Annotated in this window: 8 protein-coding genes and 1 CRISPR repeat array; of the genes, 1 reads left to right on the top strand and 7 read right to left on the bottom strand. The window is 37.1% G+C overall.

What is annotated here, in order from left to right; translation table 11 throughout:
- Positions 1-85: 85 nt before the first annotated feature.
- The 7 genes from arsC to cas9 form a co-directional block, all read right to left on the bottom strand.
- On the bottom strand, positions 86-490 hold the full coding sequence (gene arsC, locus ACPC57_RS06735) for an arsenate reductase (glutaredoxin) (RefSeq protein ID WP_274504753.1): 405 nt from the start codon (positions 488-490) through the stop codon (positions 86-88).
- On the bottom strand, positions 490-1,701 hold the full coding sequence (locus ACPC57_RS06730; protein WP_318150877.1) for a phosphopentomutase: 1,212 nt from the start codon (positions 1,699-1,701) through the stop codon (positions 490-492). Before ACPC57_RS06730 ends, arsC begins: the two co-directional genes overlap by 1 nt.
- Before the next feature lie 314 nt (positions 1,702-2,015).
- Positions 2,016-2,687, bottom strand: coding sequence for a ribose-5-phosphate isomerase RpiA (gene rpiA, locus ACPC57_RS06725; protein ID WP_434065030.1), 672 nt, complete (start codon positions 2,685-2,687; stop codon positions 2,016-2,018).
- A gap of 121 nt (positions 2,688-2,808) precedes the next feature.
- A CRISPR array of direct repeats spans positions 2,809-5,024; the repeat unit is 36 nt; unit sequence GTTTTGAAACCATTCGAAACAGCACAGCTCTAAAAC.
- Positions 5,025-5,122: 98 nt separating this feature from the next.
- Positions 5,123-5,788 carry a type II-A CRISPR-associated protein Csn2 gene (csn2, locus tag ACPC57_RS06720; protein ID WP_434066549.1) on the bottom strand — a complete coding sequence of 222 codons (666 nt, stop codon included), beginning with the start codon at positions 5,786-5,788 and terminating at the stop codon, positions 5,123-5,125.
- A gap of 1 nt (position 5,789) precedes the next feature.
- Positions 5,790-6,122 (bottom strand): CRISPR-associated endonuclease Cas2, encoded by a 333-nt coding sequence (gene cas2 / locus ACPC57_RS06715; RefSeq protein WP_217374919.1) that lies wholly within the window; start codon positions 6,120-6,122, stop codon positions 5,790-5,792.
- Positions 6,119-6,985 (bottom strand): type II CRISPR-associated endonuclease Cas1, encoded by an 867-nt coding sequence (gene cas1 / locus ACPC57_RS06710; protein ID WP_434066548.1) that lies wholly within the window; start codon positions 6,983-6,985, stop codon positions 6,119-6,121. Before cas1 ends, cas2 begins: the two co-directional genes overlap by 4 nt.
- The gene (gene cas9, locus ACPC57_RS06705) at positions 6,985-11,085 is read right to left on the bottom strand and encodes a type II CRISPR RNA-guided endonuclease Cas9 (protein WP_434066560.1); all 4,101 of its coding nucleotides are present in this window, start codon (positions 11,083-11,085) and stop codon (positions 6,985-6,987) included. Before cas9 ends, cas1 begins: the two co-directional genes overlap by 1 nt.
- Positions 11,086-11,581: 496 nt before the next feature.
- On the opposite strand from cas9, the gene mnmE reads away from it, so the two are divergent.
- Complete coding sequence (gene mnmE / locus ACPC57_RS06700) at positions 11,582-12,955, top strand: tRNA uridine-5-carboxymethylaminomethyl(34) synthesis GTPase MnmE (protein WP_172036661.1); 1,374 nt, start codon at positions 11,582-11,584, stop codon at positions 12,953-12,955.
- Positions 12,956-13,036: the final 81 nt, after the last annotated feature.

Genomic DNA, 13,036 nt, shown 5'->3' with positions numbered 1-13,036 from the left:
TACTGGACTGTCGTCCAAATTCAATTAGCCTAGCTAATTAAACTTCCTTTCTATAATCTTTGATAAACCCATAGAATATAAATTTTTATAGAGGCAAAACTACTTCACCATCTTCTTTAACATAGGGTGTTTTCATTGGTGGCAGTAATTCCAAAACTGTCTCTGAAGGACGACATAATTTAACACCCTTTGAGCTCACAACAATTGGTCGATTGATAAGAATTGGTTCAACAACCATTGCCGAAATGATAGTATCCTCAGACGCACTTTCCCAATCAATCCCCATTTCATGATATGGTGGTACATTGGTTCGTAACAAATCTTTAGCTTTTATTCCCATTCTGGACAATAAATCATGCAATTCTTCCTCACTTGGTGGGGTATCCAAATAATGAACAATTTCAGGTTCAATTCCAACATGTCGGATAATAGCAAGGACATTGCGCGATGTTCCACATGCAGGATTATGATAAATCACAACTTTTTCCATTAAACTAAATCTCCTAAGAAACTTTCACCTATCATGGCTGTTTCCACACCAAAGTTTTCAGCAACTGTGGCTGAAATATCCGCAAAGTGACCGACTGGCAAGACTCCATTTCCTTTGAAAGCCTTGCTGTAAGCCAAAAGTGGCACATATTCACGTGTATGGTCTGTCCCAACATAAGATGGATCATTGCCGTGGTCTGCAGTAATCAAGAGCAGGTCATCTTCACGCATATTGTCAATAATCTCTGGAATACGTGCATCAAACTCTTGCAAGCAGTCGCGGTAACCTTCTATATTGCGACGATGACCATAGACAGCATCAAAGTCAACTAGGTTTGTAAAAGTAAATCCTTCCTCGAATTCTGGTAATTGCAAAGTTTCAAGTAGGACATCGACACCGTGCATATTTGACTTAGTGTGACCCATATCATTGGTAATACCTGAGCCATTGAAAATATCACTGATTTTACCAACTGAGTAAGTTGGTACACCTGCATCTGCTAGTTTGTTGAGGACTGTTGCTTCAAACGGTGAAACTGCATAGTCGTGACGATTTGCAGTCCGTGAGAAATTCCCTGGCTCACCAACATATGGACGTGCGATAATACGACCAAGAAGAGCAGGGCGTTCAAGGGTAATCGAGCGAGCATATTCACAGATACGATACAACTCATCAAGTGGAATAATGTCTTCATGAGCTGCAATCTGAAGTACAGGATCTGCGGAGGTATAGACGATTAACTCCCCTGTTTCCATTTGGCGAGGTCCAAAGTCATCAATAACAGCTGTACCTGAATACGGCTTGTTTGCTTCACGGATGATTTTACGACCTGAGAATTCTTCGATTTTTGTCAAAATCTCTTCAGGGAAACCATCCCAGAATGTGTCAAATGGCTCAGTAATATTGAGACCCATAATTTCCCAGTGTCCTGTCATGGTATCCTTACCAAGCGATACTTCTTCCAACTTGGTCACGTAACCAGTTGGATGGCTTTCAGCAGGAACTGTCGCAAGCGCTGTATCACGTGGAATATTGCCAAGACCGATTTTTGCCATGTTTGGCACATCAAGCCCAGCTTTTTCAGAAATGTGACCGAGTGTATCAGACTCTGTATCTGCTACACCTGCATTGAAAAATTTATCTGAGTCTGGAGCTGCACCGATTCCGACAGAATCCATAACAACCAAGTGAACACGTTTAAATTTAGGCATAATTGTCTCCTTTTTTGAATCACGAGTTACAGAAAATCAATTTCCAACCATAGTACCAGTAAAATATCTGGAATTTCATCTTTTAAACAATGCATTATTTGTTACCTTCTTCGTGCTCGTATCATCCTCGAACACTTAGAGCAAAGATCCCATTCTAGAAAATCTATACTTATTCATAGGGTTTGCAAGCAATGGATAGCAAAAGACATATATAAAATTGGAAACGAATTCTCATTAACTTCAAACGTTCGTGTTTTCATTATACCATAAAAACGCCTCTCATTGTTAGTAATTGAGAAGCGTTTTCGCTTTACTTATTTTTCAACTATTTGAGGACCGTCAGGCGTACCAACGATTACCTTGGAAATCAAACCAATAAAGAGACCATGTTCAACAACTCCCACTGTCCGATCCAATTCTTCCGCCAATGCAACTGAATCTTCAATCCGATGTAAATCGAGGTCAATAATATAATTTTTCATATCCGTCACAAGTTTTTCACCATCACTCATTCGGAAACTTGGGCGATATCCTTTTGATTCGAACAAGCGAAATAGATTTTCAGAACCGTATTGAACCACTTCTACTGGCAATTTAAATGCTCCTAGCGTTTCAACTACTTTGGATTCATCAACAATCCAGATGCAATCTTTACTATTGACCGCAACAATTTTCTCCATTAATAAGGCTGCACCGCCACCTTTGATTCCATTAAAGGCTCCATCTACTTCATCAGCCCCATCTACCGTTAGGTCTACGTACTCAACTTCGTCAATATTTTTTAGTGGAATCCCAAGGGACGCAGCATGCTCTGCCGTAGCATTCGAGGTCGTTACACCAATAATTTGTAACCCCTCCTCCGCAACCCGACGGCCAATTTCTTTAACAAAATAGTAGGCTGTAGACCCAGTCCCTAGACCAACAACCATACCATCCTTTACAAATTCCGCTGCCTTAATACCAACCTGCTCTTTTAAGTTTGACATTCCATGCTCCTTTTAAAAACTCATATAACTATTATAGCATGAAGTGGGGAAGTTATTATAAGAAAATTTAAAAAAAAGGGGAAGAAAAATTAGAAAATATTACCAAAAATATCGTAGGTATATTTTAAAACCATTCGAAACAACACAGCTCTAAAACAGAGCGACAAGCCTACCCCGTTCATTTTCCGTTTTGAAACCATTCGAAACAACACAGCTCTAAAACTTGCCTTGCTGTGCTCAATTCTACCTAGTGGTTTTGAAACCATTCGAAACAACACAGCTCTAAAACCGAAGACCTTGCAACCGTCACAGCCTTACATGTTTTGAAACCATTCGAAACAACACAGCTCTAAAACCGATATTTGAGAAAGATTCATAGCTTAAATGTTTTGAAACCATTCGAAACAGCACAGCTCTAAAACAACTAACAACGCTATTCCATTCACTTACACGTTTTGAAACCATTCGAAACAGCACAGCTCTAAAACTAGATGCCATGAAAGGAGCATTTCAGAACTGTTTTGAAACCATTCGAAACAGCACAGCTCTAAAACCGATTAACACGCATAGATGTAATGCTTAACGTTTTGAAACCATTCGAAACAGCACAGCTCTAAAACTCAAAGGTATGTTCAGGGTAGGGGGAGCAAGTTTTGAAACCATTCGAAACAGCACAGCTCTAAAACGGTGCATCGGGTAAGTTACAAGAAACGCTTGTTTTGAAACCATTCGAAACAGCACAGCTCTAAAACAGACTTAATAAGTCTAGATATTTCCTGTCAGTTTTGAAACCATTCGAAACAGCACAGCTCTAAAACTCATTTAGCCAACGTGCAATTGTCGCATTCGTTTTGAAACCATTCGAAACAGCACAGCTCTAAAACCTTGAACCTTAGACGGCTCAGAGGGCTGTTGTTTTGAAACCATTCGAAACAGCACAGCTCTAAAACATATAGCGGGCCAATCCCGACGATTGACGAGTTTTGAAACCATTCGAAACAGCACAGCTCTAAAACTACGTCAAACACGCGTAGCACGTTGTCAAAGTTTTGAAACCATTCGAAACAGCACAGCTCTAAAACACCTGCATATCAATCAAAGACAACAGAGGAGTTTTGAAACCATTCGAAACAGCACAGCTCTAAAACATTTGTCTTAAAAGTTCTTGGTAAACTCCTGTTTTGAAACCATTCGAAACAGCACAGCTCTAAAACACGACACACAGCAATAACACTAGCTTTACTGTTTTGAAACCATTCGAAACAGCACAGCTCTAAAACATGTTGATGATAGTTTTAAGAAAGAATTTTGTTTTGAAACCATTCGAAACAGCACAGCTCTAAAACACGGTTGGGAATTTCGTATCAGCTATAAAGGTTTTGAAACCATTCGAAACAGCACAGCTCTAAAACTACCAACCTTAATTGCTGCTGGTCTATATTGTTTTGAAACCATTCGAAACAGCACAGCTCTAAAACTGGTATTTTGCCAGTAAATATCACGGTTCAGTTTTGAAACCATTCGAAACAGCACAGCTCTAAAACAATACCAATGCACCTGCACCTGCAACAAGAGTTTTGAAACCATTCGAAACAGCACAGCTCTAAAACTAGCAAGTTGCCTGCATTTTGTGTTCTTCAGTTTTGAAACCATTCGAAACAGCACAGCTCTAAAACTTATCAATTGCTTTTTTGACAAGGTCAGGTGGTTTTGAAACCATTCGAAACAGCACAGCTCTAAAACTTACGTACATGTTATTGCTAAATGCTTTTAGTTTTGAAACCATTCGAAACAGCACAGCTCTAAAACCCATCACGAATTTTATCGATTAACATCATAGTTTTGAAACCATTCGAAACAGCACAGCTCTAAAACTACGCGCTATCCACGACCGTGCAAAATCTTGTTTTGAAACCATTCGAAACAGCACAGCTCTAAAACAGACTGGATTTAGTCTCACTTACATCCCGTGTTTTGAAACCATTCGAAACAGCACAGCTCTAAAACGAAAAGCGGTAAAGCGTTACAATTTCAATTGTTTTGAAACCATTCGAAACAGCACAGCTCTAAAACTCTGGCAAAAGTGATTCAGTGTCTTCAATCGTTTTGAAACCATTCGAAACAGCACAGCTCTAAAACTCAACATCGAATCAGCATCACTATACACTGGTTTTGAAACCATTCGAAACAGCACAGCTCTAAAACGGCGCTTGCTAATATTGGTAAGAACCAGAAGTTTTGAAACCATTCGAAACAGCACAGCTCTAAAACAGGAACCATACGTCAGAGTGTTTTACATTTGTTTTGAAACCATTCGAAACAGCACAGCTCTAAAACCTCGTAGACTATTTTTTGTCTCAAAATCTCGTAATCGCGCCATTCGTCTCAGCCAGACTTCAGTTTCGAATAGTTTCTATTATTTGTACTGTATGTACTTATTTTACCATATTTTCCGATAGTAAGAAATAGTCTTTATCCAAAACATACTGAGGGAAATCTTTTCTTTTTCTCGGTTCTAGAAAAAGAACATCCATATTGGAAAGTTCAATATACTCCCTAGTTTTCTGAATTTCACCCACTGTCAAATAAGATAACACATTGATAAAGACAAGAAATCTCTTTTTATTCAAAAATTGATAAACTTGTAAAATCTCAAAAATTTTATCAAAAATCGTATCACTGATAGTTTCAATTTTGACCCCTAACGCCTTTATCAACTCCAAAACCGTAATCTCATCATACTCCAAATCAAGCTCATTCTCTAGACATTCATAAGAGATTAGTTCAGTAATAGAATTTGCTAATTTTTCAATAATTGATTTCACTTCTGGTTTTTCATTTAATTGATTTTCTAAATCAGCATGGATGAGCTTCAGTATTGGTACAGCATTAATGTCATATCCTAAAATATCTGTCACCACCATCAGCTCGGAATCTTTAATGGACCTAAATTGTTCGTCGAAAATTTTTAATTCTGATCCATCTTGATATTGATATAAATTCCTAACCAGTCGAGAAAATACTGTCGTATCCTCTACAACAAAAATAGTTGCTTTCTCGAGCGTCAGAGCTTCGTCTAGTAACGGAAAGTTCAATTTCATATCAAATCTCCTCTCCTAAAAAGACTATTCGAGAGTCTGTATTTCCTATACTGTCATCTCGCTGACCATTGAGATAAATCATACGAGCAAATTGTTTTTCTGTAACAGTCAAAAGTGTGATATTACCTTTCTTGGGATTATTTGCCTTTAGTCGATCCAACATAGCATTACTGGCTGAATTGTTCAGGAGTAACTTGCTATAGACTGAAAATTGATGCATAATAAACCCTTCGTTAATTAAAAATTTACGGAATTTACGATACGCCTTTCTTTCATCAACTGTTTCTGTAGGCATATCAAACATCAATAGCATTCTCATATACCGGTAACTCATATCCTAAATTCAGGAACTCCTTTCCCTTTATTATTGAGCGCCTTAATCACTTTCTTCGTGTAATCGCTAACAATATTAGTCAGGTACATTTCCTTATTGTTGTATTGAAATGTATCTGAGAAAATTGTAAACAATTCACGCTTAATTTTAACAAAACTATGATTTCGATTTTCGTAAACAATCTGATCTATAATAGGCCGAAAAGGTTCCATGATGTCGCTAGCAAGGTTGAATTGATTGAATTGGTTAGCGTGTTTTAAACCAAATTGTGTCATGCAGCCAGAAAGAACAACCTCCCGTGCAAACATACTAAGTAACAGGGTATAGCCATAATCTAGGCTTGCATTGATGTCATTATCAAGTTCTCGATTAAAATCCTTTCCAAACAAAGTATTAAAGTAAATCCTCGCAGAATGTCCTTCACGATTACTAGGGTCAAAGAGCTCCAAGCTATGGTACAAATTCATGACGGATTGAGATTTTTCAATGAAACCACACGCACTGAGATAGATACTTTGGTTTAGTATTTTCTGGGAAATGATATGTGTCCAAACTTCAGCTTTGACTGCTTCTTCCCAGTCAATTTGCCTCGAAAGCTGCAAACTGGAATCATGCCGAGCATAATAAGGCATCAAGTGTGCTGTTGGTAGTCGCTTATCATCACAAAAAATAACCAAAATGTTTTCATCTACTAATCGCTTGATTAACATCGTAGATAGAACAATATCAGTTGTTTCCAGCAATAAGATGTCAACCTCGGACAGATGAATCATTTCTGTCCGAGTAGCATCTTTAAAAATCAAATGATTATTTTTATATGATAGTTTGGAATGAGTATTTACAACGACAGTCCGCCATCCCATTAGTCTCCTCCTAATTTGCTCAAATCAATACGTGTTTCGTAAAGACCAGTCACAGACTGATGAATAAGGGTAGCTTCTAAAATTTCAGCAATTGAAGTATATCGTTTACGATCAATATCGGAACCTAGAAATTTGAATTTAGCTGGAGCCCCAATAGCCGTAAAGGTTAGCAGATTTACAAATGAACTCGCCAAATCACTAATATCATCTCCATCATTTTTATCATACAATTCTTCTATTTTACTCAGACGATCTTGAGCTAAAATATATCTATTAGAGAAATCTGATATATGTCTCAAAAGTTCCTTAAACTCATGTTTATTTTTGTTAACATAGTTTAAATGAATAGGCTCAGTGATTTTGTGAATATTACTTGAATGATATAGTAGCGTCACCAAGTGAGGTGGTAAAATCATTTCATTTCCCTTCTGCAACTCCTTCGCACTAGCTAGAAGTCTTCGCCGTCCATTTTCTAATTCAAATAGACTGTATTTAGGTAGTTTTATAATATTCTTTTCTAAAATATTCTTATAACCCTTATGCCCAAGAAACTCAATAGGATTTCTTTCAAATGCCATACTCTCCATAATCGTAATTCCAATTAGTTCTTTGACTCTCTTTAGTTTCTTGGCTTTCCCTTTTTCAATATCTGCAATTAGTAAAACTGAGTAAGCAATTGTTGGGCTATCAAATCCACCATATTTTTTTGTATCAAGATAGAATTTTTCGGTTTTTCGGGGAATGAGTTTGTCCGAATCACCATGTGGTAAAATAGATTCCTTAGAAAATCCACCAGTCTGTATCTCCACTTTTTTCACAACATTAACTTGCGGATAAGATAAGACTTTTCTAATCGTTCTAAAGTCCGACTTTTTGTCCCAAACAATTTCCCCGGTCTCCTTGTTCACCTCAATAACAGGGCGAATTCTTACCTCTCCTGTCTTTGAATATACCAAAACACGTTTGAAGAAATTCATGATATTGGAATAAAACAAGACTTTCTCTGTTGCAGTTTTACGAGATTTGTAGCTATTGTATTTTGGATAGTCTCCATAAACAAATTCTGGTGCTAACTGAGGATACTTCTTCAATAAAGCTGTTGCTACTACTGCATTCAGATAAGCATCATGAGCATGATGGTAATTGTTGATTTCACGTACCTTGTACAGCTGATAGTCTTTTCTAAATTGGGATACTAAGCTTGATTTTAAGGTAATAATATTGACTTTCGGATTACGAATCCTATTTCCAGCTTCATCCAACTTCGTATTAAAGCGCGTATCCAAAATTCTAGCCACATGCTTTGTGATTTGTCTAGTTTCCACTAGTTGTCTCTGGATAAACCTTGCCTTATCCTCATTGGTCAATCCACCTCGCTCTGCCTTGGTCAGGTTATCAAATTTACGCTGCGAAATAAGTTGAGAATCTAATAACTGTTTCCAGAAGTTTTTCTTTTTATGAACAATTTCGAGGCTTGGCACATCATCAGACTTACCTCGGTTTTTAGCAGATTTAGTCAATACCTTATTATCTAATGAGTCATCTTTAATAAATGCTTGTGGGATGATATGATCAATATCATAATGACTGAGCTGATCAATATCTAACTCTTCATCAGTATACATATCCTTTCCATTTTGAAGATAATAGAGAAAAAGTCTATCATTCTGCAACGCTTGATTATTTGTTGGATATTCTTTAAGAATTTTTGAATTCAAGTTGCTATCCAAATTCTTAATCGCATTCTCTATTTTCTTATAGCGCTGTTGCGAATTACGGAGACCTTGATTCGTAAACTGATTTTCACGCGCCATTTCAACAACGATATGCTCAGGATCATATCCCATAACCTCTATCAATTCATCCACAATTTTTAAACTTTGTAGGATTCCTTTTTTTATGGCTGGGCTTCCGGCAAGATTTTGCACCTCTGCGCGATAATCTTCTGCTTCTCCAGAACCTTGTGCTAGTCTGATTTCATCTACAAATGATAGAGTATCATCGTTTATCAGTTGCATAAAATTACGATTACTGGTTCCATCATCTATTAGATAGTCCAAAATTGTTTTTCTAGTTACCTTATCTCGTATGCCGTTAATTAACTTAGCAGACAACCGACCCCAACCAGTATAATGGCGACGTTCCAGTTTTTTGCGTTGTACTTCTGTCAATACATCCTTATACTTCTCTAGTCGTTTTCTTATCATTTCTCTATCTTCAAATAGAGTTAGAGTTAACACAACATTTTCCAAAATATCTTCATTTTCTGGATTATCAAGTAAATCTTTAGATACTATTTTTTTCAAATCATGATAAGTTCCGAGTGAGGCATTGAAACTCTTATTGTCCTTATCCAAACCCAACAAGTCCACGATACGGAATTCATCAAATTCCTTACCAAGGAAATCCATTAATTTTTCCTTTGTAACTTTTCGATAGACCTTAAATGTACCATCAAAAATTTCTTGCTTCATATTGGCATCAAAGAAAAATGACTTCCCTTGTTCTGTTACGTACCTTACCTTGGTCAGTTCGTTATATACAGCAAACTTTTCATATAATAAACTGTGTTTTGGAAGAACCTTTTGATCCGGCAAGTATTGATCATAGTTTGTCATACGAGTGATGAAGTTTTCGGCGGAAGTTTCCTTATCAACCATTTCATCAAAATTCCAAGGCCGAATCTTCTCGTCTGATTTACGATTTAACCAAGCAAACTCACTCTTTCCTCGTGCCAGCGGACCAACATAATAAGGAATACGGAAAGTTAGTATTTTTTCAATCTTATCCTGATTCTTTGCTAGAAACGGATAAAACTCAGCCTGTCTGCGAATGATAGCATGCATTTCTTGGAGATGAATTTGGTGAGGAATAGAGCCATTATCAAAGGTACGTTGTTTTCTAAGGAAATCTTCTCTATCAATTTTATCAATGAAATAATCGCTTCCTTCAATCTTCTCTATTGCTTTTTTTATGAATCTATAAAAATTCTCCTGTGTCGTTTTGCCTTCAATGTAACCCGCATAACCATCTTTTAGCTTATCATTGAAAACTTCTTTATAGGAATCGGACAAATTCTGACGAATGAAATCCTTCAGTAAGGCTAAGTCTTTTTGATGCTCCTCATATCTGTTAACCATTGAGCTAGAAAGCGGAGCTTTTGTTGTAGATTCAGTTGTTGACAAAATCCCTGCCAACAATATCCCATCGTACAAGGATTTTGTCGCGATAAACAGGTCAGCATAATCATCCCCGATTTTACCTAATATCTCCTCCAAATCTTCTTCGTATGTTTCTTTAGAAAATTGGATTTTTGCATCTTCAGCCAGCTCGAAATTTGTTTTTAAATTAGGCTGTAGCCCTAGTGCAAGTGCAAGAAAATTACCAAACAGTCCATTTTTCTTTTCATTTGGAAAATAATGAAGAATATTTTCTAAACGTCTAGACTTACTGACTTTTTCAACTAAAACATCTGCAACATTTGGTAGATTCTCTGATAAATAGCTACCTTCAACAGTTTTGTCAAACATCTCAACAAAGTCATTAAATAAATGTTGAACATCTTTATTTTCAGATTTTAAATCCCCTTCAAATAAAAAGTGCCCTCTATACTTAATAATGTGAGCCAAAGCAAGATAAATCAATCGAATATCAGCTTTTTGAGAAGAATCTGCTAATTGTTTTCTTAAATGATAAATAGTTGGAAACTGTTTGTGGTACTCTTTTTCTTCCTGCAAGGTCCCGAAAATAGGGTGCTTGCTTCCTTGTTTATCCTCAACAATAAGAAACGAATCGTCAAGACGTTGGAAAAAACTGTCATCAATCTTATTGATTTCGTCTGCAAATATTTCTTGCAAGTATAAAATACGATTTCTGCGGCGTGTGTAACGTCTGCGAGCTGTTCGCTTAAGTCTGCGACTTTCTGCTGTATTACCTTCATCAAATAGTAGGGTACCTAGTAAGTTTTTCTTCATGTACCGCTTTTCGGTATTTCCAAATACCTTCATTTTTTTTGAAGGCACCTTATAATCATCTGTAACAACAGACCAGCCAACAGAATTGGTACCGATATCGATCCCGATGGCATATTTTTTGTTCACCATAGGTTTACTCCTTATAATTTTATTAATATATTTTGATGCTTTTATAAAATTTGTTAGGTTAATGAGTTTATCAAAAAAACTCACCATAAATTTAAATTGATTATATATTTTACTATAGATTATTTCAAGAATTTAGATATTTCTAAAAAAAAAAAATTAACATTCTTAAAAGATTAGTTATACTTAAGAAGATTTATATTTAGTTTTAGTGCTATGTTAGTTTGATGTGCAACAATTTTTAAAAAAACTCTTGCAAATATTCGTAAGATGCTATATAATGATTTTGTTGAAACCATTCGAAACAACACAGCGAGTTAAAATAAGGCTTTGTCCGTACCCAATTTTGCGCACCGATTCGGTGCTTTTTTGTTTTTATTATATCAAATTTTAAACCGTTTTCAATACATATATTTGTAACCCATCTTTCAAACATGCTTTTTTTGTCTTTCCATGTTAAACTAATAAGTAAGATTTTTTTAGAAAGCCAAACTCTATGATCACAAAGGAATTCGATACAATAACTGCTATTTCTACTCCTCTCGGTGAGGGGGCAATTGGCATTGTTCGTCTGTCTGGTACAGATGCATTTTCCATTGCAAGCAAAGTTTTTAAAGGAAAGGACTTAGCGACTGTGCCAAGTCATAGTCTGAACTATGGCCATATTATTGATCCAGCAACTGGACAGGTACTGGATGAAGTGATGCTAGGTGCCATGCGATCTCCAAAGACCTTTACGCGGGAAGATGTTATTGAAATCAATACACATGGGGGTATCGCCGTCACGAATGAAATTCTTCAATTGTTGATTAGACAAGGTGCCCGAATGGCTGAGCCTGGTGAGTTTACCAAGCGGGCCTTTCTCAACGGACGTGTGGATTTGACCCAGGCAGAGGCTGTCATGGATGTCATCCGTGCCAAGACCGACAAGGCTATGCACAACGCAGTCCGTCAGTTGGATGGCTCTCTCTCCCAACTGATTAATGAAACACGTCAGGAAATCCTCAATACTTTGGCTCAAGTCGAAGTGAATATTGATTATCCAGAGTATGATGATGTCGAAGAGGCAACCACAGACTTAGTCCGTGAGAAGACTCTCCAGTTTCAAGCTCTTTTGGAAAATCTCCTCCGAACCGCTCGTCGAGGTAAGATTTTACGTGAAGGTATCGCAACAGCTATTATCGGTCGACCAAATGTAGGAAAATCCAGCCTACTCAATAATCTCCTCCGTGAGGAAAAAGCCATCGTTACAGATATAGCAGGGACAACTCGCGACGTTATCGAAGAATACGTCAACATCAAAGGCGTCCCCCTCAAGCTGATTGATACCGCTGGTATCCGTGAAACAGATGATATCGTTGAAAAAATCGGTGTGGAACGGTCTAAAAAAGCGCTTGAGGAGGCCGACTTGATCCTACTTGTCCTCAACGCATCTGAGCCACTTACCGAACAAGACCGAAATCTATTAGCCATTTCAAACATGGCTAATCGCATTATCTTGCTCAATAAAACAGACCTAGAAGAAAAAATTGAAGCTGATCAACTACCTGAGGATGTCATTCGCATCTCTGTCTTAGAAAACCAAAACATTGATCAAATCGAAGAAAAAATCAATCAACTTTTCTTTGAAAATGCAGGTTTGGTGGAACAAGATGCTACTTACTTATCTAATTCACGACATATATCCTTGATTGAACAAGCTGTCCAAAGTCTTCAGGCAGTTAATGATGGATTGGAAATGGGTATGCCTGTCGACTTGTTACAGGTAGACCTAACACGTTGTTGGCAAATATTGGGCGAAATCACAGGAGATGCCGCTCCAGATGAATTAATCACACAACTCTTTAGCCAATTTTGTCTTGGAAAATAAATATGAGGCTGGGCAAAAACTAGCTTCTCACAATAAAAAAACGAGCAGTTCCAATTAGGAGTTGCTCGTTTTCCACTTCAT

Source organism: Streptococcus sp. VTCC 12886 (genome assembly GCF_049893425.1).
In the GTDB taxonomy this organism is placed as follows: domain Bacteria; phylum Bacillota; class Bacilli; order Lactobacillales; family Streptococcaceae; genus Streptococcus; species Streptococcus suis_AA.
Note: the sequence above shows the minus strand (reverse complement) of the source record. Positions and strands in the feature narration are given on the sequence as shown.